This window comes from Pseudoalteromonas sp. TAP-3C (assembly GCF_059888565.1).
In genome coordinates, this window is record NZ_CM187618.1 from 2,544,328 (window position 1) to 2,569,255 (window position 24,928).

General features: G+C 40.8%; 24 protein-coding genes, 1 tRNA gene and 1 pseudogene. 13 read left to right on the plus strand and 13 right to left on the minus strand.

From position 1 onward, the window contains the following. Nucleotides 1–25: 25 nt before the first annotated feature. A complete protein-coding gene (locus AC6H44_RS11885; RefSeq protein WP_500735718.1) occupies nucleotides 26–682 on the plus strand; it encodes a YoaK family protein in 657 nt (218 codons plus the stop codon). Between the two features lie 55 nt (nucleotides 683–737). After that, nucleotides 738–2,807, plus strand: coding sequence for a TonB-dependent receptor (locus AC6H44_RS11890; protein ID WP_500738428.1), 2,070 nt, complete (start codon nucleotides 738–740; stop codon nucleotides 2,805–2,807). Between the two features lie 25 nt (nucleotides 2,808–2,832). On the opposite strand, the gene AC6H44_RS11895 is transcribed toward AC6H44_RS11890, so the two are convergent. The 4 genes from AC6H44_RS11895 to AC6H44_RS11910 form a co-directional block, all read right to left on the minus strand. Next, the gene (locus tag AC6H44_RS11895) at nucleotides 2,833–3,357 is read right to left on the minus strand and encodes a HipA domain-containing protein (RefSeq protein WP_500735719.1); all 525 of its coding nucleotides are present in this window, start codon (nucleotides 3,355–3,357) and stop codon (nucleotides 2,833–2,835) included. Then, a complete protein-coding gene (locus AC6H44_RS11900; protein WP_500735720.1) occupies nucleotides 3,335–3,871 on the minus strand; it encodes a HipA N-terminal domain-containing protein in 537 nt (178 codons plus the stop codon). Before AC6H44_RS11900 ends, AC6H44_RS11895 begins: the two co-directional genes overlap by 23 nt. A 2-nt stretch (nucleotides 3,872–3,873) precedes the next feature. Then, nucleotides 3,874–4,137: a helix-turn-helix domain-containing protein gene (locus AC6H44_RS11905; RefSeq protein WP_500735721.1), complete on the minus strand. Its 264-nt coding sequence runs from the start codon at nucleotides 4,135–4,137 to the stop codon at nucleotides 3,874–3,876. Nucleotides 4,138–4,224: 87 nt separating this feature from the next. Further along, entirely contained in the window at nucleotides 4,225–4,365 is a 141-nt protein-coding gene (locus AC6H44_RS11910; protein WP_500735722.1) for a VWA domain-containing protein, read from the minus strand. A 30-nt stretch (nucleotides 4,366–4,395) separates the two neighbouring features. On the opposite strand from AC6H44_RS11910, the pseudogene AC6H44_RS11915 reads away from it, so the two are divergent. Continuing rightward, nucleotides 4,396–4,680: pseudogene (locus AC6H44_RS11915) on the plus strand (MFS transporter); the annotation flags it as partial. Between the two features lie 174 nt (nucleotides 4,681–4,854). On the opposite strand, the gene AC6H44_RS11920 reads toward AC6H44_RS11915, so the two are convergent. Then, on the minus strand, nucleotides 4,855–5,106 hold the full coding sequence (locus AC6H44_RS11920) for a TIGR03643 family protein (protein WP_500735723.1): 252 nt from the start codon (nucleotides 5,104–5,106) through the stop codon (nucleotides 4,855–4,857). Between the two features lie 51 nt (nucleotides 5,107–5,157). Beyond that, nucleotides 5,158–6,147 (minus strand): fatty acid desaturase, encoded by a 990-nt coding sequence (locus tag AC6H44_RS11925; protein WP_500735724.1) that lies wholly within the window; start codon nucleotides 6,145–6,147, stop codon nucleotides 5,158–5,160. Between the two features lie 215 nt (nucleotides 6,148–6,362). Between AC6H44_RS11925 and AC6H44_RS11930 the strand changes: the two genes are divergently transcribed. After that, nucleotides 6,363–6,671, plus strand: a complete 309-nt coding sequence (locus AC6H44_RS11930) for a hypothetical protein (RefSeq protein WP_500735726.1) — start codon at nucleotides 6,363–6,365, stop codon at nucleotides 6,669–6,671. An 88-nt stretch (nucleotides 6,672–6,759) separates the two neighbouring features. Continuing rightward, entirely contained in the window at nucleotides 6,760–7,965 is a 1,206-nt protein-coding gene (locus tag AC6H44_RS11935) for an IS4 family transposase (RefSeq protein WP_500735106.1), read from the plus strand. Nucleotides 7,966–7,986: 21 nt separating this feature from the next. Here AC6H44_RS11935 and AC6H44_RS11940 read toward each other — a convergent pair whose 3' ends face one another. Both AC6H44_RS11940 and AC6H44_RS11945 read right to left on the minus strand, forming a co-directional pair. Then, nucleotides 7,987–8,724 carry an ABC transporter ATP-binding protein gene (locus AC6H44_RS11940; RefSeq protein ID WP_500735727.1) on the minus strand — a complete coding sequence of 246 codons (738 nt, stop codon included), beginning with the start codon at nucleotides 8,722–8,724 and terminating at the stop codon, nucleotides 7,987–7,989. A 17-nt stretch (nucleotides 8,725–8,741) separates the two neighbouring features. After that, on the minus strand, nucleotides 8,742–9,992 hold the full coding sequence (locus tag AC6H44_RS11945; RefSeq protein ID WP_500735728.1) for an HlyD family secretion protein: 1,251 nt from the start codon (nucleotides 9,990–9,992) through the stop codon (nucleotides 8,742–8,744). A 345-nt stretch (nucleotides 9,993–10,337) separates the two neighbouring features. Here AC6H44_RS11945 and AC6H44_RS11950 point away from each other — a divergent pair, with 345 nt between their 5' ends. From AC6H44_RS11950 to AC6H44_RS11960, 3 genes are read left to right on the plus strand one after another with little or no spacing between them, the layout of a single operon-like run. Beyond that, nucleotides 10,338–11,687 carry a sigma-54-dependent transcriptional regulator gene (locus tag AC6H44_RS11950; protein ID WP_500735729.1) on the plus strand — a complete coding sequence of 450 codons (1,350 nt, stop codon included), beginning with the start codon at nucleotides 10,338–10,340 and terminating at the stop codon, nucleotides 11,685–11,687. A gap of 7 nt (nucleotides 11,688–11,694) precedes the next feature. After that, a complete protein-coding gene (locus tag AC6H44_RS11955; protein WP_500735731.1) occupies nucleotides 11,695–12,636 on the plus strand; it encodes a sensor histidine kinase in 942 nt (313 codons plus the stop codon). Further along, nucleotides 12,623–12,979, plus strand: a complete 357-nt coding sequence (locus tag AC6H44_RS11960; protein ID WP_500735732.1) for an ATP-binding protein — start codon at nucleotides 12,623–12,625, stop codon at nucleotides 12,977–12,979. Before AC6H44_RS11955 ends, AC6H44_RS11960 begins: the two co-directional genes overlap by 14 nt. A 218-nt stretch (nucleotides 12,980–13,197) precedes the next feature. Here AC6H44_RS11960 and AC6H44_RS11965 read toward each other — a convergent pair. After that, a tRNA-Leu gene (locus AC6H44_RS11965) sits at nucleotides 13,198–13,282 on the minus strand. 271 nt (nucleotides 13,283–13,553) lie between these two features. On the opposite strand from AC6H44_RS11965, the gene AC6H44_RS11970 reads away from it, so the two are divergent. Then, nucleotides 13,554–14,054: an RDD family protein gene (locus AC6H44_RS11970; protein WP_500735734.1), complete on the plus strand. Its 501-nt coding sequence runs from the start codon at nucleotides 13,554–13,556 to the stop codon at nucleotides 14,052–14,054. A gap of 108 nt (nucleotides 14,055–14,162) precedes the next feature. Here the strand turns inward: AC6H44_RS11970 and lptG are convergent, their stop codons facing one another. Next, entirely contained in the window at nucleotides 14,163–15,230 is a 1,068-nt protein-coding gene (lptG, locus tag AC6H44_RS11975; protein ID WP_500735735.1) for an LPS export ABC transporter permease LptG, read from the minus strand. Beyond that, entirely contained in the window at nucleotides 15,227–16,339 is a 1,113-nt protein-coding gene (gene lptF / locus AC6H44_RS11980) for an LPS export ABC transporter permease LptF (protein WP_500735736.1), read from the minus strand. Before lptF ends, lptG begins: the two co-directional genes overlap by 4 nt. Before the next feature lie 303 nt (nucleotides 16,340–16,642). Here lptF and pepA point away from each other — a divergent pair, with 303 nt between their 5' ends. The 3 genes from pepA (at nucleotide 16,643) to AC6H44_RS11995 (ending at nucleotide 21,684) form a co-directional block, all read left to right on the plus strand. Continuing rightward, nucleotides 16,643–18,154, plus strand: coding sequence for a leucyl aminopeptidase (gene pepA / locus AC6H44_RS11985; RefSeq protein ID WP_500735737.1), 1,512 nt, complete (start codon nucleotides 16,643–16,645; stop codon nucleotides 18,152–18,154). Between the two features lie 172 nt (nucleotides 18,155–18,326). Further along, the gene (locus AC6H44_RS11990) at nucleotides 18,327–18,773 is read left to right on the plus strand and encodes a DNA polymerase III subunit chi (protein WP_500735739.1); all 447 of its coding nucleotides are present in this window, start codon (nucleotides 18,327–18,329) and stop codon (nucleotides 18,771–18,773) included. 58 nt (nucleotides 18,774–18,831) lie between these two features. Beyond that, complete coding sequence (locus AC6H44_RS11995; RefSeq protein WP_500735740.1) at nucleotides 18,832–21,684, plus strand: valine--tRNA ligase; 2,853 nt, start codon at nucleotides 18,832–18,834, stop codon at nucleotides 21,682–21,684. Nucleotides 21,685–21,799: 115 nt separating this feature from the next. On the opposite strand, the gene AC6H44_RS12000 is transcribed toward AC6H44_RS11995, so the two are convergent. Continuing rightward, complete coding sequence (locus AC6H44_RS12000; protein WP_500735742.1) at nucleotides 21,800–23,101, minus strand: outer membrane protein transport protein; 1,302 nt, start codon at nucleotides 23,099–23,101, stop codon at nucleotides 21,800–21,802. 281 nt (nucleotides 23,102–23,382) lie between these two features. Between AC6H44_RS12000 and AC6H44_RS12005 the strand changes: the two genes are divergently transcribed. Next, complete coding sequence (locus AC6H44_RS12005; protein ID WP_500735743.1) at nucleotides 23,383–23,706, plus strand: hypothetical protein; 324 nt, start codon at nucleotides 23,383–23,385, stop codon at nucleotides 23,704–23,706. Here AC6H44_RS12005 and AC6H44_RS12010 read toward each other — a convergent pair. Continuing rightward, nucleotides 23,666–24,886 (minus strand): HD-GYP domain-containing protein, encoded by a 1,221-nt coding sequence (locus AC6H44_RS12010; protein WP_500735745.1) that lies wholly within the window; start codon nucleotides 24,884–24,886, stop codon nucleotides 23,666–23,668. The two genes, AC6H44_RS12005 and AC6H44_RS12010, sit on opposite strands and share 41 nt — an antisense overlap. Nucleotides 24,887–24,928 lie beyond the last annotated feature (42 nt).

The window sequence follows — 24,928 nt, forward strand, 5'->3', positions numbered from 1 at the left end:
TCTTTAACTTTTGAAAGAGCATAAAATGTTTACAAAATTACCCAAATGGGTAGAGTATGGCGCGTTTACCCTTGCTTTTATTGCGGGTATAGTGAATTCGGTTGCTTTACTAGGTTTTGAGCATCAAGCAATATCTCACGTTTCAGGGTCAGTTACCTCATTGGCTATTGAGCTAACGTCTGATATAAATTCGGCGTCGTTTTTAATTGCGATAGTACTGAGCTTTATGTTTGGCTCAGCGCTATCAGGATTCATGCTATCGGGAGAGTCACTTAAGCTAGGCCGACACTATGACACTTTATTATTTATTGAAGGCGTTTTGCTGCTCACCAGCTCACTGTTATTAACGCATTCATATCCTTATGCACTTACACTGGCCTCTGCCGCCTGTGGTTTACAAAATGCCTTAGCTACAAACTACAGTGGTGCTGTTGTGCGTACTACGCATTTAACCGGTATTTTTACTGACTTAGGTTTAATGATAGGTAAAGCACTAAAGAGAGAAGCATTTGACAGCAGAAAGTGTTTGGTATTTATATTAATTATCGCCGGTTTTTTGGCAGGGGGAGTCGCTGGCGTGCTGCTATTTAAGCATTACTCAGTGCTCACTTTAGTTTTTCCTGGCATTTTTTGTATTGTTTTATCGATTATCTATCGGGTTTATAGGTTGAATGTGCTTTAAGGTATTGGTAAAACACTTTACTCTAAGCACATTAAGTCGTTAATACTGGAAAATGATGAAACGTGATTACTTATCTCCCTTATTGTTATGTAGCCAATTAAGTTTAATCAATAGCGCTTTTGCTGAAGACACCGCGCAATCAATTGAACGTATTACTACAACAGCGTCACGCAGTGAAGCGCTTTCTACCCCATTACCTTTAGTGATCAGTGTGTTGAGCGAATCACAGCTTGAGCTTATTGCCCCAACCCACGTACAAGAAGCACTGCAACGCGTAGCCGGTGCCAATCTACAGCGTGGTAATGGTCAAGAGTATTTACCCGCACTGCGCTCACAAGTGCTTTCAGGGTCGGGAGCTTGTGGCGGTATTTTAACGGCTGAAGATGGCATTCCCTTGCGTGCAGCAGGCTTTTGTAACATTAACGAGCTGTTTGAAGCGCATAGCGAAATTGCGCAGCGTATTGAAGTATTAAAAGGCCCTGGCTCTGCACTTTATGGCTCTAATGCGGTGCATGGCGTAATCAACGTGATCACCCCAGATACGACACAAGATGTCGGTTTACTTGGCTTTGATTATGGCTCATACGGTTATACTCGTTATAAATTACGCGCAGGCCATGCTATGGATAATTCAGGAGTAGGCATTAATGCCAGTTTTACTGATGATAGCGGCTACCGAGACGATGAAAGCGTAAAACAACAAAAAATAAACCTACGCCATCGATACACTAACAACAACCTAAATGTGATATCGGGGATTACATATACCAATTTAGACCAACACACTGCCGGATACATTAATGGCTTTGAAAGTTATAAAGACAAAGCAATAGCTCAGCAAAACTTTGATCCTGATGCTTTTAGAAAGGCTCGTTCATTACGAGCATGGAGCAAAGCTAGCTGGAAAATAGGAAAAAACACGCTGACCATAACGCCTTATATTCGCGATCAAAGCATGGATTTTTTTAAACATTTTTTACCCGGCACACCGCTTGAAAAAAACAGCCAAACAGGATTTGGCTTGCAATCGCTTTATCAGTATTACGTAAACGACAATATTAAACTTAACTCTGGCTTTGATGGTGAATTTACCCAAGCTGACTTTTTACAAACGCAAGATAAACCCACTCAGGGCTCTGCATTTTTAGTAGCAACCGTACCTCAAGGCACGCATTACAATTACCAAGTAAATGCCTCTTTATATGCCCCCTTTGCCGCTATTGATTGGCAACTGGATAAGTGGCTTTTAACCGCAGGTGTACGTTATGAGTATATGCAATATGACTATCAAAATAATATGCTTGCGGGGCGTACAAAAGAAGATGGCAGTGAATGTGGTTTTGGCGGATGTCGATATAGCCGCCCAAAAAGCACCAAAAACAGCTTTAGCAATCTTTCGCCTAAACTAGGGCTAAGCTACCAGCTTAATACTAATAATACCGTATACGCCAACCTTTCAAGAGGCTACCGAGCTCCCCAAGCGGCAGAACTGTATCAATTACAACGTGAGCAAAGCACCGCCGAGCTAGATGCTGAAATTGCTAACAATGCTGAGCTTGGCATTAAAGGCGTGTATGACAATACTCGCTACGGTTTATCAGTTTATGCCATGAGTAAGGACAACACCATCTATCGTGACAGTGACTTTTTTACTGTTAATGATGGTCAAACTCGACATCGTGGTATTGAGCTTGAGCTTGATTATCAGCTTACTCAATCAATACAACTCGCTCTTGCGGCAAGCCACGCCAAACACACCTACGACCATGAGCAAGTTTTATCTGGGGTAAACATTAACGGCAACGACATAGACACAGCACCGCGCAATATCGCCAACCTACAAGCTAACTGGCAAATCACTAACAACGTCCTCGTTGCCATTGAATGGCATCATGTCAGTGACTATTTTACCGACCCTGAAAACTTACACAGCTATGACGGTCATGATTTAATTAATTTACGCGGAGCTTGGCAGCTCACTGAGCAACTAAAGCTCACTGCGCGAATTAATAATCTATTTGATACCGCTTATGCCGAACGCGCCGATTACACCAGCTTTACTGGCGACCGTTACTTCCCTGGCCGGCCACGTAATATCATGTTCTCAGCAAGTTACGCTTGGTAAATATTGAATTAAATGGTTTATGCTATTACTCAAACTTTTTCTTTTTGTCATGGCGATATGATTTTGAGCTGTAAGTTGCAGTCATCACTTTATCAACGCCAGCTAAAATCGACTCTTTTAAACCACTTAAGAGCAAGACTTCTTGTGAGCTTGAAACATACTCGATAATCCCTTGTGCTAACGATTCAACAATCTCTTGCGCATTCCTAATTACGGTATGACCTTGATTAGCCAACTTAATTAAGTGCTCACAGTCTGGGAACTCCTTGCTCTTACAAATATTGAGTGCCATTTTATTATTGATGGTTGGATAGATTAATGTATGAGTGATATCAAAAGGTGGAGAAACAAAAATATTGTTCATATCTGGCGTGTACTGCAGCGCAAAATTTTTAAGATGAGCGTCACCATTACCAATTAAACAACTGAAAACGATGTATTTATACATTTTTTCAACTTCGATCATATTATTCGTGTATAAATAAGTTGCTTTCAATAAGGTTTCGTAACTTCCTCGGTACTTTTCATCAGGATCTGAAGAGCGCTTCATCAAATGATTTTACGATCAGATCTTTTTGGTGAACTGTTCGCTCAACACTGGGAATGCTTACTTTTGGTTGCATGCCTGATAAGGTATTTCTAAGATAGTATTTTTCTAATAACTGCGGAAATAAAGGCTTTGCGTCAGAATACGTAAGAATATCATTAAGTGACACACTATCAACTTGCGGTAATTCAAAGTCACCTTGGTAAGATAACATGCCAATACCATCACTTCCTTGCAAAGCTAATAAGTACATGTCGTTAACTTTGGCATAACGAGCAAGCCTTTGTGCAATGTATCTACGATTATGTCCTTCTGGTAAGTTTTGCGCAAAAATAGGATGCAATGCGCCAGAGCGGTAACTATCATCCATGCCTTTTTCAGTCATAGTTAATGATAGATTAAACTCATTTTGCGTTTGCTTATAATCGTGTATTGCATCATGGGTTAGCACGCCCAGCTCTTTGTCATCTATACACACTGTCAACTTTTGTACTTTTTCAGGTAGGTTAAAAGCCATCACTAGCTATCCTCACTAAAAAGCTCGTTTAATTCATCCCAACGAGGTAACCGTGGTTTAGACGAAGCCCTAGGTACTACTGCTAATTCATAATCTAAATAATGAGTATAACGCTCAAGGATATCTAATGACCCTGTAAATTTACCGTTTTCAATTTCAGATAGTGTGCTTTTATTAATGTTCGTCAATTTTTGCACTTCTCGTTGTGTGAGTTGCTTTGTTTTGCGCGCCTGAGCAAGCGCTTTTCCTATTTCAATTCTATTCATCGAAGCCACCAAAAACTCGCCATATAGCGAACATGGTAGTATAAAACAAAAAATATAGCTATATAGCGAACATAACTAGATTACCTTTTACTGTAATAGCTGTTTATATTGCTGCGTTAAGTGCACCTTAAATGACGAGCTAATACTCTCGGGGGCACTGTAATCATAATCGAAATAGTTTATAAAGGCTTCTTCGCGTACCGCATCACTTGGTGGTAGCTGCCCCATATTCAACATACGTCGGGTATTGCTACTGCTATGTTGTATCTTGGCACCGCCATCATAGGCATTGGTATCGCGATAGGTAATGTGTTGCCACCGAGTTTAATTAAACGCGACTTCCCGCATAAAGTGGCGGTAATGACCTCTACTTATGTGTTGGCGATGGGTGTTTTTGGGGATAGTTATGCCGCGCTTATTATTCCTTTAGCTGAATATAAAAGTATCGGCTGGCAAATAACTTTACTGCTTGGCTTAAACTCATTTTTTACCTATATCATGATTGGCTGGTTGCCGAGCATTTTGATTGAAGGTGGCCGTAATATCACCATGACAATTTATTACTTTACTTTCATCAACTTCTGCATGGTAAGTAACTTCACCACAATGACAACGTCCGGTAATTTGCATTTAAGCTACCTACATAGAGTTTTAACTAACTAAAGTGGTATCACTTTACGCCAACTTCCCTTGTAATTTCAACAAACGTTTAGGTCATTAACGGTTTTTATACTGGGTTTTACAGTGGCTGCGCATAATAGCGGGATCGCGTAATTTTAAATGTTTAGTAGTACGCCCAGCATGGCGCTTGCGCCATACTTTAAAGCTGCCTTTAGAAACATGACTGCGCATAAAATTAACAAGTTGGGTGTAGTTTAAGCCATATAAATTTTCTATTGCTTCAAATGGCGTGCGATCTTCCCACGCCATTTCAATAATCCGAGAAACTTCACTATCGTTTAATTGCATATTGCACCTAAGTTTATCTATATGTATTTTTTTAACTCACAGTGAACCTAATTATTGATAACGATTTGCTTGTTTAATGCTAGCAAAATCATTAAAACGCACCCCATGGTTTTTCATTACTTCAAGAATTTTTTTGCTGATCATTTGGCGTAAATAAAAAGGCTGATTTGGCACAAAATGGTGAATGGTATGGGTATGGCCAAAGTTAAAACAAAATAAGTTAAACGGTGCAAACAAGCGACTGGTTAATACATGGGTTTGCTCCAGCATGTTATTAACGCCGCCGTAGTAATGCATTGACGAAGTCACAAAGTTAAGCGAGCTAGAGCGTACAATATTAGGCACAATCAACACCACCATTAAAAACTCAAACAAAGTCATTATATTAAGCAATAACGCCGGTGAATTTGCTGCAACTGGCGTGAAAAGATTCACTAAATGAAAAATTATTACGCTGTATAAAATAACAAAATATGCTGTGGTAACCGGAAATCCTGCGTTAAATACCTTAAAAAAGCTAAACCCTTTGATTTCTTTGCTAAAACGTTTTGCATTAATTAATAAGCCCAGTAAACCATCAACAATCACCAAGGCGCGCAAAAACGGACTTTTTATGCCATTGCCTACTAAGCGTTCTTCAAGGTCTTGATCTGTACCTGAGGTTTTATGATGATGCAAGTGCATTTTACGACGATACCAGGGGCTAATGGTGTTGGGACGCATCAGCCACACCGTTAGCATCATAAAATTATGCAAAAAAGGTTGGTTACTAAAATACTGTTTATGGATCAGGTCGTGCTCAAGCTCATGAGAAATTGATGCAGCGATGGCCGCTAAAATAATACACAACCACGCGGGAATAATGGCAAAGTAATAAAGTGCACCAACTCCAATTAACGCCCCAAGTGATAATAATAAAATGGCCATTCCAAGAGTATTTTGATGAGCAAGTAGCGGATGCTTTTGACGCAGTTTTAGTTCCTCCGCTTTAATCGCCTTAACAATAGCTTGGATATTTTGTTTTGCAGTTAATTGAGTCATGATACTTTTTTTCGCAATTAAGATGGGGAGTATAGTACCCGAGTAAAAACATATTTCACACCAAAATACAAAACTATCAGCAGTAAATGTAACTAGGGTATGATAGCTGTTTAATTTAGTAATAATAACGTTAACTAAGGTGTTTTAGATCAAAAAACGCTGTTAAAAAAAGCAAAAATGACTCTTTTACTCCAAATAAAATAAGTGCCTAGTATATGAAAAATATAAACATAATTAATAACACTCACAGTAAAGTTTTGTTAATAATAGCAAGTTTAATGCTTTGCTCAGCCACTATGGCCGCGCCAAATAATACCCAAAATATGGTTCATCCAGATAAAGTAGTTGAATTAACGATTGAAAATATTGCAACTCATATCGACCAACGTGTCAGCAATATGAAAATATTGGCTAATACAATCGCAAATGATACTCATATTCACCAATGGGTAGACAATAACTTTACACAGTCAGCTGAAAGTACGCTTGTTGATAAACTTGGCTATTTAGTTACTGAGTACTGACGAATCCCCACAAAATAAAAATTAATGGTAGACTCTCATGATTATTTGTGATCAAATTTTTTCACTATAAAAAAACTCACTCATAATCATGAAAGCCACCGAAATATTACACAAAGATATTGCCATTGCCTACCCTGAAATTCATAAAACACGTTTAAATACAGTCTTTACGTTTGTTAACTCAGGCTTGCGTGACCAGCGCGTTACTGTCACTTACCTAGGCCGCGGATTAAAATCATTTTCTAATACCGATAAAAAACATGATATTAAACGCGCAGACCGTTTGATTGGTAATGCTAACCTGCATCAAGAACGTCTTTGTTTCTATGAGCATATGACCGAATGCTTAGTAGGCCAGCAACAACACCCACTTATTATCGTTGACTGGTCACCTATTAATGGCGGCGAAATATTTCAAGTGCTCAGGGCAAGCATACCAATGGGGGGAAGAGCGTTAACGCTCTATGAAAAAGTGTATCCTGAAAGCGAATTAAATACCGAAGCGGCTCATCAACACTTACTCGATAGCTTGGCACAGTGTTTACCTGCAGATTGTCAGCCTATTATTTTATCTGATGCTATTTTTAGAACGCCATGGTTTAAAGCCATAGAAGATAAAGGCTGGTATTGGCTTGGGCGCGTCAGAGGCAATGTGACCTTATCTAGCGACCTTGAGACATGGCGAAATTGTAAATCATGGTTTGAGCAAGCAACAGATAAACCACACCTTCTGACACAGATTTACTACGGAAAAACAGTTCGTTTCGCGTGCCAAGGTGTTTTGTTTAGAGGGAAAAACAAGGGACGTAAAAAAATCAAAAAACGGGGTGGGCAATCTCAATGTACAACGGTTAAATACCAACAACAAAAGGCCAAAGAGCCTTGGCTACTTGTGTTTAATTTACCTACACAATTTACAGATAAGCCTCAACGGATTGTGACTTTATATAAACAACGTATGCAAATAGAAGAAAGTTTCAGAGACACTAAGAATGCAAAACTTGGCATTAGTTTAGCCTTTGCAAATTCAAGAAGCGCAGAAAGGTTTGATAATTTATTGCTCATAGCGGCGTTAATGTTGTTTGTCTTATGGTGCATAGGGTACACCGTGTCGGCACAACAAGGGGATGCGGCATTACAAGCGAATACAGAGAAAAAACGACGAGTATTGTCCTATATTTATCTTGGCAAAGAAGTGGTTGATGATCCTAGGTATGAGCCTGATGGGCAGTTCATTATTTATGTGTATAGCCAGTTGTCACTTCTGACTATACAAATTGATAATTTAGGCTAAATTCGTGGGGATCTCTCAGATTTAAGCACTTAACTGCTCTTTTATACCCAAAGCACCTAACATCTCACCGTCTAGCAACTTTAGCTGCCTTGTAGCCATATCACAGTAACGCGGATCATGTGTCACCATGCAAATAGTGGTGCCTGCGGCGTGTAGCTCACTTAAAACTTGCATTACTTGGTCGCCCGATTTTGAGTCTAAATTACCCGTTGGTTCATCAACTAATAGTATTGCAGGCTCTGTAACTAATGCCCGAGCGATCGCCACGCGTTGCTGCTGCCCACCCGATAACTGATTAGGTTTGTGACTCATACGATGCCCAAGCCCCACTTTTTCAAGGCACGCCTTTACTTTTTCAGCAGTAACTTGCTTGCTCGGTTTCGTGTGATGGTAACGCAGTGGTAATGCCACATTGTCAAACACACTCAGCTCGTCGATTAAATTAAACGACTGAAAAATAAACCCTATTTTTGAATTGCGAATATCAGCAGCCTGATTTAGCGAAAGTGAAGACACGTTTGTACCTTCAATAAAATATTCGCCGCTAGTTGGCATATCAAGTAAACCTAAAAGTGAAAGTAATGTTGATTTACCACAACCAGAGGGCCCCGATATCGACAAGTATTCACCGCGATAAATACACAAATCAATGCTGCGCAGTGCATATGTTTGCAGCTCTTGTGTTTCAAATACCTTACTAATTCCGTTCATTGCTAATACGACATCGGCTTGGGTGTTCGTTATTTTTTGCTCTGTCATTATTTTTGTCCTGTTTATTAGTTAATTAGAATTTCGCTATTGCTGCGAGTAAGGTTGGTTAAATCTGAAATAATCAATTGCTGATCTAACTGTGCACCGCTTAGTATTTCGATAAAGCGTCCAGCCTCGCGACCAAATTTGATATCAACCAAGTGTGCGCTTTGCTGCTGTGAGTTTACCTGATACAGATCTCTTACACTGTGCGGTTTTACGTTTGCTGGGCGCTCGATATAAGTAACATCTTTTAGCTGTGCGACCTCAATATTGGCATCAACTGTTAATTGCGGACGAACATTTTCTGGGAGCTCTTTAGGCAGCGATAACTCGACCTCTACGGTATTGTTGACCACCACAGGGCTAATGCGCACGACTCTTGCTTTAACAACCCCCCGACGGGTGTCGACATGGGCAAGCTGCCCTAATCGGATATCATCCACTTGATTTTGTGGTACTTGAATTATCGCAATGAGTGAATCAACCGAGCCGATAAGCGCAATTTCTTGCCCTGCGTTTACACTTTGCCCAAGCTCAACCGGCAAACGCTGGAGTACGCCATCGATTCCCGCTGCAACAGATAGATTAGCTAGCTGGGTTTGTGCCATCGCCACGACCCCTTGTTGTTGTTTAATTTGCTCAAGCTGAATATTTTCAGATTCTATGTGCACAGCTTCTAGTTGCTCTGCACGTTGCTTCGCTATCGCTAATTGCTGACTTAGTTGTTGCTCGTCTAATCTACTACGCTGATAATTAAGTGTTGAGACGATCCCTTGTTCAACTAAACTAGTTTCAGCTTTTAATTTTAGTTTGGCATTTTCATAAGCGGCATGGCTTTGTGCCATATGAGAAAGTTCGTTTAATTTCTCGCGGGTATTGTTTAATCTTAACTGGCGTAAATTAGCATTGAGTTTATTAAGTTCTTGCTGCGCACTTTCGAGCTGTTGTTCAAGCGCTGGATTGGCTAATTGCACTATTACAGAATCACTACTCACAATGGCACCAGGCTTTAATAAAATAGCCTGTACTGTGGCGGGAGTTTTTGCCGTTAATAATTGCTGCTGCGCAGATTTAAGCTCACCATAACCTGTAACTGTAATTGAAAGCGCGCCTTGACGTACATCACTAATAATTATATTACTGCGCGATACAGACACCCCCCCTTGACTGTTGCGCTGATAAATCACTCCTACAATTAAAATAACAGCCAGTAATAAAACGAGCTTATGCCAGAGCGATAACTGCTTTACTACTTTTGTTTTTACTATGTCCATCTTGCACCGTATTATGCTTTGTATACCTAAGCATTAGCGAAACACGTGCCAACATTAAAATCTAACAAATACAATAAATTAAAGATGTTAACTGTTTAAAAAATCTTATAAAGCGGCGATACCGGACTGCTCAGTGCCAGTTTGAAACTGCTCAGGCACTAACGATTTCACTATGCTTAATACTGCAACTTCAAAATCGGACTCAAATAGTCCGAAATCGAAATAAAACACCTCATACAACCATCTTTTAATAACTAACAAGCTGAAATACAATAATAAAATCACTGGCATAGAAATCGCTATACGCTACAATCACCCTGCGCCTATTCACCTATTTGGAAGCTTATGTCTGCCACTATTTTGATCATCGAAGATAGCCCTGAAATTCGCCTAAGCGCGCGTTTTATATTAGAGGATAACGGCTATCAGGTACTCGAATGCAACTCGCCTTTTACAGCACATACTCTGATTGAAGACAGCCTGACAATTGACCTTATTTTGCTTGATATGAATTTTACTCGCGACACAACCTCGGGTGACGAAGGTATGGCGTTTTTAAAGCACTTACATAAACAACAATTAGATATCCCCGTCATTGCAATGACGGCATGGTCGAGCGTAGATCTAGCAGTGCGCGCTATGCAACACGGTGCGTGTGACTTTATTGAAAAACCATGGCAAAACCAGCGCTTATTAAAACTAGTTGATCAACAACTCACGCTTAAAAAGTTAAATAAACAAAACCAAAAATTGCAGCAACAGCTTAGCGATCATGACACATCTGCATTTGTGTATCAGTCACGCGCTATGCAACAACTAATAAGCCAGTTAACTAAAGTGGCGAAAACCGATGCTAATATTTTACTGACAGGTGAAAATGGCACAGGTAAAAGCCAGCTAGCACAATGGCTTCATCAGCAGTCTTCGCGTCATACACAACCGTTTATCGCAGTAAATATGGGAGCAATTGTTGAGTCTTTATTTGAAAGTGAAATGTTTGGCCATAAAAAAGGCGCATTTACCGATGCTAAAAGTGAGCGTATTGGCCGTTTTGAGCTGGCCGATAACGGCAGTTTATTTTTAGATGAAATAGCCAATATACCTTTGCCTCAACAAGCAAAACTATTGCGGGTACTCGAAAGCCAAGAGTTTGAAATGGTCGGTTCGAGTCAAACAAAAAAAACTAATGTACGTTTAATAAGCGCTACCAATGGCGATATTCTCACACTAATAGCCGAAGGCCTGTTTAGAGAAGATTTATATTATCGCGTCAATACCTCGGAATTTGTGATCCCGCCGCTTCGCGAGCGCATTGAAGACATAATCCCTTTATGCGAGCACTTTATAAATTTACACACTAAAAAATACTCAAGTACTGTACTTACATTGAGTGAATGCGCCAAACGGGCATTAAACCACTACTCTTGGCCCGGCAATGTTCGCGAGTTAAGCCATGTGATAGAACGCGCAATATTATTATCAACAACCGAGATATTAACTGTCGATGACTTAAACCTGCAAAACAGTCAAAACAATAACGCGTTACCACTTATGACACTAGAGCACGCAGAGCGCCAGTTAATTGATCTAGCCCTTAAGCAAACTCAAGGACATATCCCTAATGCCGCTAAGTTATTAGGTTTAGGTAAATCATCTATGTATCGTCGCCTAGAAAAATACGGTATTACTGGATGAAAACACGATGAAACCGAATTGCCTTTATCAATCGTCGCTTGAGCGCAGCTTAATTGGCTTTGCGCTATTGAGTGCTCTTTTTTCCGCATTAGGCTGCTACTTGATTGGCCAGTATTTTGCTTTATCTATTGTTACTTCAGTTGGGCTCTCAATCTTATTTTTAGGTATTTACCTTAAGCTGTTTATTCGTACCTACAAAAAAGTAATCAACAGCTTTAACCGCAATCACGCCCACTTAGATGCCATTTTAAACGAAGATTATAACCAGCTCGTTAAGCCCAGTTATCAGGCAGGGAGTATTAACCAATTACAACAAAGTTTGATTTCACTAAGTGAAGAGTTGTTAAAAAAGAAATCGCGATATGATCAGCATGTTTTTTTGGTGTACCAATTAATTGAACATTTTAATGTGCCTATCATGGTGCTCGATCAACATAATAAACTCAGCTATGCCAATAATGCATTTAACGAATTTAAACAGACTCAATGGCAAACTTTACGCTATTCAAGCGCTGAACAATTAGGGCTTACAAAGCAAGACGCGCATTGGCAATTTAGCGATGTTATTACAGCTCAGCAATGGCAAATACGCCATAGTGAATTTATAGAGCAAGGCAGCTGCCATCAACTTATTGTTATGATCGACATCACTTCTGCACTTCGAGAAAACCAACTACAAGCATGGCAGCAAATTATTCGCGTACTCGGTCACGAAATTCGAAACTCACTCACTCCAGTTACTGCAATGGCTGAAAATCTCGCCGTGAAGCTCACCGAACCACGACAAGTACAAGCACTTAACGTAATAAGTGAGCGCTGTAATTATCTTAATGAATTTGTCACTCGCTACGGTGATATAAATAGACCACTGGCACTCAACATAGTTGAAATAGACACAGCTGCATTTTTAAAACAAGTCTGTGAAATTTACCCTGATGTTAGAATTTAGCTGCGTTGCTAACGCCAAAACCTTTAAAGCCGATCGCACGTTTATGCATCAAGTTATGATCAACTTGATAAAAAATGCTATTGAAGCAAGCACTCCACCGGTGAAAATTGCGCTAAGCATACTCAAGCAAAGCAAAGTAAACTGCATCACCGTTGACGACAATGGGCAAGGCCTTGCCAACCCCAACAATATTTTCGTACCGTTTTACACTACCAAACAACAAGGGCAAGGGATTGGTCTAAGCTTTTGTCGTAACGTGATAGAGCAGCATCATGGTAGTTTAAGTATAGCGAATAAAGAAAAACACCAAGGCGTAATCGCGACAATGTTGTTACCTGTTTAGCTCGCCTCGAAAGAAATACTCGCAAGAATAATTAGCTTAACTAGTGAATATTTTGTAAAAGCAGTTACCACCCTAGAAAACCTATTAAAAAAACAAAGTATTACCAAGTGGCAGGACTTTTACCTATAACAGCGGCACCTCACGTGCCGCTCAAATCCGGCAGCTCAAATTTTAGGCATAAAAAAACCCCCGCTAAATCTAGCAGGGGCTATAAAAAGTGGTACCAGCGGCCGGACTTGAACCGGCACGCCTTTCGGCAGGGGATTTTGAATCCCCCATGTATACCAATTTCATCACGCTGGCATCATTTTTCTTTAACCTTCTAAGCACGAGAAGATAAAGAAAAACCACTTAAGAGTGAAAGATTATGTACCCTCTTCCATCTCATTGCCTAGCATTATACAAACAATGAGCAAAGCGGCAAGCGTTTTATGTATTAAGCGTGATCGACCGCTTAACATTTAGGCAACCATTAACATTTGAGCCAATGCCGAGTTAAGCACGTAGCGTAATAGGTAGTATTTAACGGCTTATTTGCTAAACTATCGCGCACATTAACAGTGAGAGTATATTTATGTCGGCTGAGTTTCCACGAGCAGGGTTTTGGCGTCGTTTTGCGTCATTGGTGTACGACACATTAGCTATTATCGCTTTTGCGATGCTAACGGTGGTATTGTATTTATTTGCTATCCAAGGGCTTATTTCCCTTGATGTTATTGCCCTTAATGGCGCTGAAGATGTATCTGCACGTATTCAGGATTCACTATTACTTTCTGGTATTCGCAGCTCGCTGCTGGTGCTTGTTAGCTTGGTCTTTTTTGGCTATTTTTGGACGAAAAGTGGGCAAACAATTGGTATGCGCGCATGGCGCTTAAAAGTACAAACCAACCAAGGAAGTTTAATTAGCTGGCCACAAGCCGTTATACGCAGTATCAGCGCATTACTTGGTTTAGGGAATTTAGTGGTATTAGTCGACTTTAAAAATAAAAAAGCGCTGCAAGATTACTTATCAAAAACCGAAGTAGTTACGCTCACCAAAGAAGAAAATAAACGCGTTTATCGCGAACTAGATTAATCCGCAATAATACTTAATTAAGCGAATTGGTATAATCTCAAGCTAAAGAATAAAAAACGCGGCGCTTTTTACAAAGGCCGCGTTTTTTTATTAAAGCTAAAACTTAAATTACACCCGCTTATTCATTAAATAAGCAGCAAATCCGGTAAATAAAATACTCGGTAAAATCGCCCCCACAATGGCTGGGATTTGATACACCATTACCACAGGGCCAAATATTTCATTGGTTAAATGAAATACAATTCCTGTTACAACCCCCATAATAATGCGTGCCCCCATAGTCACAGTACGCAGCGGACCAAATATAAACGACAAAGCGACTAACAGCATTACCGCAATAGATACTGGCTGCATAAATTTGCGCCATAATGCTAAATCGTAGCTACTAGTGTCTTGCTCATTTTGTTGTAAATAAGCTAAATATGACCATAACCCTGAAAACGACAATGACTCTGGTTTTACTGATACCACACCGAGCTTTTCAGCAGTAAGCTGTGATGGGTAAAACTCTTCATCTAGTTGTTCAGTGGTAATCAACTCATCAGTAATAATGACTTTATTTACATCGCGCAGCAGCCAGCCACTATCGCGCCCTACGGCTTCTTTTGCTTTAGTTATTTGCGTTAACGCTAGCGATTTATCAAAATGGTACATATTCAAGCCACGTAACATGCCATTTTGGTCAACATCTTCAATATTAATGAAGTTGCTACCGTCTTTAGCCCATACGCCTTGCTGCGCGTTAAACACATCTCCTCCATAAATTGCTTGATTACGCATTTCTTTGGCATGCAATTGAGCCGCCGGTGCGCCCCATTCCCCCAATGCCATTACACACAGCGCCATAAAAATAGCGGTTTTCATTACCGAGCCAATAATTTGTAAGCGCGACATACCAGCTGCTTGCATTACTACCAGTTCACTATTAGAGGCCAATGCACCTAACCCAGTTAAGCCACCAATTAACGCCGCCATAGGAAAAAACACCACCAAATCCCCTGGCATGCTATAAATAGTGTACAGCAAGGCGCTTACTATATCGTAGCTTCCACGCCCAACCGATTTAAGCTGCTCTATAAATTTAATTAGGGTACTTATTCCCACCAGCACCATGAGTGCAAACCCGGTGGTTTGTAAAATGCTACGCCCTAAATACCAATCCAGTGTTTTCATCATACATGTTGCTCCCGCTTAGTCACAACAGCCTTGAGCCAAACCCCTACCGGCCGGCCTTTAATAATTAACAAGCTACCAATAAACAACGCACTTAGATGAATCCACCATAGCCCAATTGATGGCGGTATTTTACCATCTTCGACTGCAAACTTGGCTGCATTTAATAAAATGAAATACCCTAAATACAGGCTGATAGCAGGTACTAATTTGGCAAATTTACCTTGGCGAGGGTTTACTACACTCAAGGGCACAGCAAGCAAAGTTAACAATGGGATAGACAACGGAATAGCCAAGCGCCATTGCCATTGTGCAATGGCTTCAGGGGTGTCAATTGTCATTAGCTCACGCGTTGGCACGGCTTCTAGTTTACGTCGTTGGTGTTCTATTTCTTGCTCACGAATTTGTACGCTGTAACCATCAAACTCAGTTAGATTAAGCGAGGGCGCTTCACCATTGGTTTCATAGCGCTTACCGTCAGTAAGGACTAACTGTTGCTCACCATTTTGCGCTTCAATAACAACACCTTGCTCTGCATATACCAAACGGGCTAAGTCACCTTTTTCACTGTCAGGCAGTTGCGCGACGAATACTTTATTGAGTTCTTTGCCGCCATTTTCAATACTGTGAATAAACACCACGGCTTTTTCGTTACCGGTTTGCTGGAAACGCCCTGCCCTAAGCGCCGATAAACCTGCGTCAGCCTTTGCTTGCTCTTTTAATTGATATTCTTGCTCGCTGGCCCACGGCGCAATATACAAAGTAAGTACCGCGGCGAGTAATGCCAATATCACACTAGAGATGAGCGTAATGCGCACCACGTACCACTCACTCACGCCACACGCTTTAAGTACTGTCATTTCACTGTCGGCGTAAATGCGGCTGTAAGCTAAAATAATCCCTAAAAATAAACTCAACGGTAAAATTAATGAGGCTAGTTGTGGTAATTTCAGTGCAATCATGGCGAAAACAAGTTTCGCTGGGATACTGCCCTCGGAGGCATCACCAAGAATTACAACAAACTTTTGCGATAAAAATATTGTCATCAAAGTTAAAAATACGGCGACCTGCGATTTTAAAACCTCAGTGGTCAAGTAACGGAAAATTAGCAATGTTCGCCCCTGTTAAACATGGAATTTCAATATGGTAACAATAAATTGAAAACGAGTTAATTGACTCATTTTAAATGCGTATTAAGCAGATATTATAAGCCATCACTATTAATTATCCTACCTAACATCACGATATAATGTTGCATTAGTAGCCCTTAAGCATATAAAGTTCAAATACACAGTAAGAGTCGAGTAAAATTTACTAATATTAGTGCTAACCCTAAAAATTTAGGTCCAAAGACTAGAAAACACATTTTTAGTCCCAACTTAGTTGCTATAGATGACTCAAAATCAGGAGTGACAATGGAATTCAACGTAAAAAGTGGTAGCCCAGAAAAACAACGCAGTGCATGTATTGTTGTGGGCGTATACGAACCACGCCGGTTATCCCCCATTGGCGAACAACTTGATAAAATCAGCGATGGTTATATCTCTAATTTATTACGCCGTGGCGACCTTGAAGGCAAACCAGGGCAAGTATTACTATTACATCATGTGCCCAATATTTTAAGCGAACGTATTTTGCTTGTTGGTTGTGGCAAAGAGCGCGAACTTGACGATAAACAATACAAACAAATTATTTCAAAAACCATTAACACCTTAAACGAAACAGGCTCAATGGAAGCGGTATGCTTTTTAACTGAGCAACATGTCAAAGGTCGTGATACCTACTGGAAAGTTCGTCAAGCAGTAGAAACAACACAAGATTGTTTATATACGTTTAATCAGCTAAAAAGCAAAAAAGTAGACCCCCGTCGCCCGCTGCGTAAAATGGTATTTAACGTCCCTACTCGCCGCGAACTTACCATAGGTGAAAGTGCCATTGAGCATGGTTTAGCCATTGCAGCAGGCAGTAAGTTGTGTAAAGACGTTGCTAATATGCCGCCTAACATTTGTAACCCGGCGTACCTTGGTGAGCAAGCCAAAGAGCTTGAGGCAAACTTTAACAACATCACTGTTGAGCTAATTGGCGAGGAAAAAATGGCAGAGCTGGGCATGAACTCCTATCTGGCGGTAGGCCGTGGTAGTGATAATGAATCGGTAATGTCAGTTATTAACTACAAAGGTGCAGGCGATGACCAAGCGCCGATTGTGCTCGTTGGTAAAGGCTTAACATTTGATTCAGGCGGTATTTCATTAAAACCCGGCGAAGGTATGGATGAAATGAAATATGATATGGGAGGCGCAGCAGGGGTTATTGGTGCTATGCGCGCGCTTGCTCAAATGCAATTACCTATTAATGTGATTGGTATTTTGGCAGGTTGTGAAAATATGCCAAGCTCAAACGCCTACCGCCCAGGTGATATTTTAACAACCATGTCGGGGCAAACGGTTGAAGTGCTTAATACTGACGCCGAAGGCCGTTTAGTGTTATGTGATGCACTGACCTATGTTGAACGCTTTGAACCTGAAACCGTGATTGACGTAGCCACCTTAACTGGTGCCTGTATTGTGGCACTTGGCGCGCATGCAACTGGGTTATTATCAAATCATAACCCGCTTGCTCATGATTTATTAAAAGCATCAGAGCAAAGTGGCGACCGTGCTTGGCAATTGCCACTTTGGGACGATTACCAAGATCAACTTGAAAGCCCGTTTGCCGACTTTACAAACTTAGGTGGACGCGCTGCAGGGACGATTACCGCTGCGTGTTTTTTATCTAAATTTACCAAAAAGTATAACTGGGCACATTTAGATATTGCAGGGACTGCATGGCGCAGCGGCGCTAAAAAAGGCGCAACAGGTCGCCCTGTGCCAATGCTTACGCAATATTTATTAAACCGAGCTGGCATTAACGAAGCAACTCACGACTAACAAACCTGTAAAAGGCTTTACAGCCCAATGTAGAGTATAAAATAAGGCGCTTTTAAAGCGCCTTATTTATTGGGTATTAATTGAAGCAAACCCCGTTATATGGCAAAATCTGCCTCTTAATTTGTGTATATTTAATAACAGCACAATCAATGTCATGGGAAACCCCGATACAATGAACATCAACGCCCAGTTTTTCATTTTAAAGCAACAAGATGAGTCACAAGCAAAAGCTGACGATCATTTTGCTTTAGCAGCTCAAATAGCTGGGCAACAGTATCGGCTTGGTCAACGCATCTTTATTTTTGTAGATAGCGAAGCAACCGCCAACAGCATTGACGAAACGATTTGGACATTTGATGCCGACAGTTTTGTACCTCATAATTTGCAAGGCGAAGGCCCAAAAGGCGGCGCACCTGTAGAAATAGGCACAACACCGCCTGTTGGTAATCGTAAAGTATTAATTAACTTGGCCAATCACTTACCGGATTTTATTCGTCGGTTTAACCAAGTTTTTGATTTTGTACCCGTAGAGCCCGTCGCCAAACAAGCCGCTCGTGAGCGTTTTAAAAAGCTACGCCAACTCGGTGCCAACATCACCACGCAAGATATTAATTGCTAACGCTCACTGCGTACAAAGCTAACTAACTCATTTAAGTACTTATTTAAGGTTCTGTGTAATGGATAAAACCTACAATCCGCAAGATATTGAACAGTCTCTCTATCAAGACTGGGAACAAAAAGGCTATTTTAAACCATCTGGCCAAGGCACCCCCTATTCGATTATGATCCCGCCGCCAAATGTCACGGGTAGCTTACACATGGGCCACGCGTTTCAAGATACCATTATGGATACCTTAACGCGTTTTAAACGCATGCAAGGTAACAATACATTATGGCAAGTAGGTACTGACCACGCCGGTATTGCCACCCAAATGCTGGTTGAACGTAAACTTGCCGCTGAAGAAGGTAAAACGCGCCACGATTTAGGCCGTGATGCATTTATCGATAAAATTTGGCAGTGGAAAAACCAATCGGGTGGCACTATCACTAAACAACTTCGTCGCCTTGGTGCCTCTGTTGATTGGGATCGCGAACGCTTTACCATGGACGATGGCTTATCTGAAGCCGTTAAAGAAGTGTTTGTACGCCTGCACAAAGAAGACCTAATTTACCGTGGTAAACGTTTAGTAAACTGGGATCCAAAATTACACACCGCAATTTCCGATCTTGAAGTTGAAAACAAAGATAAGCAAGGCCATATGTGGCACTTGCGTTACCCGCTGGCTGATGGCGTTAAAACGCAAAACGGTAAAGATTATATTGTAGTAGCAACCACGCGTCCAGAAACCATGCTAGGTGACTCAGGCGTGGCAGTAAACCCTGATGACGAACGCTACCAAAATCTAGTTGGTAAAGAGATTTTACTGCCGATTGTTAATCGTCGAATTAAGATTGTTGCTGACGAACATGCCGATAAAGACAAAGGCACGGGCTGTGTAAAAATCACCCCTGCGCACGACTTTAACGATAACGAAGTGGGTAAACGTCATCAAATGCCGATGATTAATATCTTCGATAAAGACGCGGCTATTTTAACAAAAGGTGAAACCTACACCTTTGACGGTAAAGAACTTGAATTTGATGCGCCAATCCCTGAGCGTCTGCATGGCCTTGACCGTTTTGACGCACGTAAAGCCATTGTTGCTGAATTTGAAGAGCTAGGGCTACTTGAAAAAATTGAAGATCATGGCCTAACTGTTCCTTATGGCGATCGCTCTGGTGTTGTTATTGAGCCACTGCTGACCGACCAATGGTATGTACGTGTTGCACCACTGGCTGAACCTGCAAAAGACGCGGTTAAAAATGGCGACATTCAATTTGTACCCAAGCAATACGAAAACATGTACTTTTCGTGGATGAACGACATACAAGATTGGTGTATTTCACGCCAGCTTTGGTGGGGGCACCGTATTCCAGCTTGGTACGATAGTGAAGGTAACGTTTACGTTGGCCGTGATGAAAACGAGGTTCGCCGCGATAACAACCTTGCCGATAGCGTAACACTTAGCCAAGACGAAGACGTACTTGATACCTGGTTTTCATCTGCACTTTGGACGTTTTCAACCCAAGGCTGGCCAGAAAATACCGATGATTTAAAAACCTTCCACCCATCAGACGTGTTAGTAACCGGTTTTGATATTATCTTCTTCTGGGTTGCGCGTATGATCATGATGACGTTGCATTTTATAAAAGATGAAAATGGCAAACCACAAGTCCCCTTTAAAACCGTGTATGTTACTGGCCTTATACGTGACGACAACGGCGATAAAATGTCAAAGTCTAAAGGTAACGTACTTGACCCACTAGACATGATTGACGGCATAGGCCTTGAAGAGCTAGTACAAAAACGTACTGGTAACATGATGCAGCCAAAACTTGCCGCTAAAATTGAAAAAGATACCCGCAAAGTATTTGCAAATGGGATTGAAGCCCACGGCACTGACGCACTGCGCTTTACCTTAGCAGCCATGGCATCAACCGGTCGTGATATTAATTGGGATATGAACCGCCTTGAAGGCTACCGTAACTTCTGTAATAAATTATGGAACGCGAGTCGTTACGTATTAATGAACACCGAAGAGCAAGACTGTGGCTTTAACGACAGTGAAAAACAGTATTCATTAGCTGATCGTTGGATTTTAGGCCAATATGAAGCAACCGTTAAAACTTACACCGAGCACCTTGATAACTACCGTTTTGATTTAGCGGCTAATACACTGTACGAATTCACTTGGAACCAATTTTGTGATTGGTACCTAGAGCTAACTAAGCCGGTATTATTTAAAGGCAATGAAGCACAACAGCGCGGTACACGTCATACACTGATTACCGTACTTGAAAGTTTATTACGCTTAATGCACCCAATGATGCCCTACATCACAGAAACGATTTGGCAACGTGTTGCGCCACTTGCAGGGCTTGAAACAGTGGGTACCAGTATTATGGTCCAAGGCTTCCCTGTTTATAACCAAGCCAATGTTGATGCACAAGCAATGGACGATTTAGAGTGGGTTAAGCAGTTTATTTTAGCCATTCGTAATATTCGTGGCGAAATGGATATTAGCCCAAGCAAACCGCTATCGGTATTACTCGCCAATGCATCGAGCGACGATGTGCGCCGAATTAACGAAAATGAATCGTTCTTAGCATCACTGGCTAAGCTTGAAGCGTTTACCCTACTTGAAAATAAAGACGACGCCCCAGCCTGTGCGACCTCTTATGTTGGCAACCTTGAAATTATGATCCCCATGGCGGGCTTAATTGACGTTGAAGCCGAGCTTGCACGTATTAATAAGCAGCTTGAAAAAGCAGAGAAAGGGCTAGCGCAAGTGCAAAACAAACTGGCTAACGAAAAGTTTGTTAACAACGCACCGCCAGCGGTACTGGCTAAAGAAAATGACAAGTTAGCTGAATTCACCGATGCTAAAACCAAGCTACTTGAGCAAAAAGTTAAAATAGCAAGCTTATAATTAAACCGTTACGGATGGCTTATGCTATCCGTAAACATGTAATTTATAAGTATAAAAAAAGCCGCTTACTTCATTTGAAGTAAGCGGCTTTTTTGTGTCTAGGCTCTAGGCAGAATTAGAACGTGTAGTTATACTGAGCACCAATAAGCACTGCATGCCCTTTTGATTCAAAAGACCATTGCTGTGGTAGTGTTTCGCTTTCTACTTTTTCAGTAAAGTTTTGTGTTTTACCACGTAATACACTCACACCTAAATCAACGTTTGAGTTTTGATCAATCGCATAGTTACCACCTAATGAAAACCAGTATCGATCGGTATCAGGAATAGAGATTGACAAATGCGGTTGTGATACTGGCGACTCATCAAGGGCAACACCAGCACGTAACATTAAGTTTTCGCTGAATTGGTAATCAGCACCCATTGAATAACGCATGGCATCAGAGAAGTCTTCGGTTTTTTTAAATGCACTAAACTTATCACCTGTAGGTGCTGTTACTTGTGCTTCTAAAGAATCAAAACTGCTCCAACCTGTCCATAATACGCTGTAGTGAACGCCTAGTTTTTCATCTAACTGATGAGAACCTGAAAACTCAGCAATTGCTGGTAGTGTAATTTCAACTGAGCCAGGTAGTTCAACTTGACCGTTTAACCCACCAGGAATAAATGAAGGTAGCTCATTCGAGTACTCACCTTCAAAAGTAATGTCTGTTTCTGTACGGTAATTAAAACCAAAACGGCTATTTTCATCTAATTGGTACATTAAACCAACGTTTAAGCCGTAGCCCATGTCATCACCTTCAAGGTGAACAGCATCAGCACTTGCAGGAATAGATGCAATAGCAGGGTTTACAGGAGGTACTACGCCAAACTTACGAATAATCTTCGCTTCTGCATAAATTGCATTTAAACCAACACCAAAACTAAACTGCTCTGATACTTTATAAGCAACGCTTGCATTCATATTCACAGTAACAATTTCAGTTTCACCGGCAATTTGGCCTGCTGCGTAATCATCATTAAATTCAGTCGCTAGGCCAAAGTTAGAAAAAGCACCAAAACCAACCGATACTTTATCGTTTACTGGCATAGTGAAATAACCCGCAGGAATAATCGCGCTAGGTGCGATGCTGTCATCATCTAGTACGCTGTTATCTAAACCGTAGGCATTACCTGTCCCTTTAAGGCTAACATCTGGGATTACCGCCATAGCGGCAACGCTGAGTTGTTTTTCTTTAAATAATGTCATTAGTGCAGGGTTACGCGCAACCACAGACGCATCGTCTGCTACAGACGCTTCACCTGCGTATGCACGACCTAAACCAGATACATTTTGCTCAGCAAGTTGAAAAGCGGCTGCAAACGTATCCGCTGAAACTAATGCCAGTGACGCTGCGAGAAGAGTTTTAGTAAATTTCATTGTTGTGTCCTTAACCAAACTACTGTTTGGATAACTATGTGTGTTGTTATTAGAGTTTCAAACCACCGTACCCTACCTTAATTTTTTATAAAAAACTCTACTAAAACGTTAAAAAAGGCCAAAAAACACGTTTTTTAACGACATTTTAACAACTATTTAAAACTCATCGGAGCAGAAGTATGCTATTAGAGTATATACTCTAATGCAATTAATTCTCATTTGCGTTGACTTGAAATGTTTTGCAATCTAAACTGCAGATATAATAACTAAGGGAGAAAACGGTGATTATTTTACTTATTATTACTGGGCTTATTTTTTGCGGTGTGAGCGTTTATTTCTTTTTTAAAGCCAATTATTGTGCATGTACCCAAGCAGGCAACTGTGACAATCCCGTTAATCATTATTGGTTAGCGGCAATAAGCATGGCGCTTATTTCTTTAGGCTTTTGCTGCTTAGCATTACATGCAGAGTTAGGCACACTATTATGGTTAACGTTAATGGGAAATTGTTTTTTAGGCGGGTTTATCGGCGTTAAAACAAATAAAAAGAGCAGATGCAGCAAAGCTAAAGGAGCAAATGCTCTTTTAAAAGCCGAGGTAAATTAATTTTATAGTCGGCAGGTTTTACACTTGCCTGTATTTTTATCTCATTATTATTTAAGCTCAAATCAATATCTTTTGGGGTAACATGGTGGTTATGCTTGGCATTATAAAATAGTTTAACCTTAGGCTTAATAGGGTTGCTGTGATTGCCTTCAAGTACCAAAGCGAGTCGCTCGTTAGTCAGCTTTACAATAGTACCAACAGGATGAACACCTAAACATTTTATAAATAACTGCACTAATTCAGCATCAAATAACTGCTTATTGGCCAGTAAGTAACGCAGGGCATTAATGGGCTCATCACCCTCTTGGTGAGGCCTGTCTGCAGTTAGTGCATCATAAACATCTACAATAGCGATAATACGCGCAGCACGACTCAATTTATCACCACTGACACCACGCGGGTAACCAGAGCCATCAAGACGCTCATGATGATTCACAATCATATCTAACATTAAAGGGGTAATACCCTTTTCACCTTTTAACAACCCTAAACTTTGTGCAACATGCTTTTTTATTGCCGTCATCTCGTTACCCGTAATTTTTCCGGGCTTTGAAAATATACCTTGCGGTAACTTAGCTTGACCTAAATCATGCAGCAATGCCCCCATTGCTAGTTCGTGTACAGCAGATTGTTTGTAACCTAGGTATTTAGCAAACACAGCCGTAAATATGGTGCAATTGATCATATGCCGCCAGTTATAGCTATGTTTATCTTTAATACGAGTCAGAATGGTCATCGCATGCTCGTTACGAAAAACCGAGCTGACTATTTCATTACTTATCTCATCAAGCGCTTTAATATTGACGCTAAAGCCTGAGGTTAAATCACCATAAATATTTTGTAGTTTTCTATTGTGCGCATCGTAACTAACACTGGCTTTTGCAAACTCTTGTCGTAAACTAATTGCTAGCTTAGTTTTTGATGGTTTTAGCTGTTCTTTTTCGGTAGCGACTTGCGGTTTATCTTTTACTTTATATTTAGCGGGGATGGCGACATCACTTTTGGTAAAATCAATGAGAAGCTCAAGCACTCCTTCACTGATCAGACGTTGAATAATTGATTTATCACGAACCAAGCCGCTGGTTTTAATTTTTATGCCATCCACACTCTCCTGCTGCTTAGTAACGCTATTGACGTACATGCCTGGAGTAAGTTCTGATATGGGTAAGGTTATTAGCATAAAAATGAGGGATTCTATAATTAATTAATATATACTTTTAAT